The organism is Gemella sp. zg-1178 (genome assembly GCF_018790995.1).
Taxonomy (GTDB): domain Bacteria; phylum Bacillota; class Bacilli; order Staphylococcales; family Gemellaceae; genus Gemelliphila.
In genome coordinates this window covers 1-584 of the sequence record NZ_JAHKEI010000066.1, presented here as the reverse complement: position 1 = coordinate 584, position 584 = coordinate 1, and the positions used below count along the sequence as shown (strand labels likewise).

Annotated in this window: 1 protein-coding gene; it reads right to left on the bottom strand. The window is 39.7% G+C overall.

The genetic code is table 11. The features are described from left to right. On the bottom strand, positions 1–584 hold a 584-nt coding region (locus KMP12_RS07445; RefSeq protein ID WP_215757073.1), incomplete at both ends, for a DUF1542 domain-containing protein.

Genomic DNA, 584 nt, shown 5'->3' with positions numbered 1-584 from the left:
CCTTCTTTTATTTCTTGGGCATTTGCTTGGTTTGCATTGTTATTTTCTGGTTTAAGTTCTAAGTTATTTGCTTCTTCTTCAGGTTGGGCTGCTGCTCCTATGTTAAATTCAGGTTCTCCTAGTCCTGGATTGCCAAGTAGACCTGCCTTGTTTATTGCCTTGGCTATGTTTTCTCCTGCCGCCTTGGCTTCTTCTTCTTTTTTGGCTAGTTCAACTTTTTCTTTACCTGTATTTAGTTCGGTTGTAACTTCTTCTATACTCGCTGCTCCGTTGATGCTATCTTCTGCTTCTTTAGCAGCTTTTGTTATCTTGTCTTTTGCAGCCTCTTTTTGATCAGGAGTTAGGCTAGTGTTCTTGTCTATGTCTTGGTGAGCTTTGGCTTTTTCTGCTTCTATTTCACTTATTGCATCTGCTTTGGCTTTTTCTAGTTTGACTTTTTCTAAACCATTTTCTTTTGGTTGTGTTATTCCGTCTTTGTCTGGCGCAGCGTTGATGTTGTCTTCTGCTTCTTTAGCAGCTTTTGTTATCTTGTCTTTTGCTGCGTCTTTTTGATCTCTGTCTAGGTTGTTGTCAGCTTCTATTGC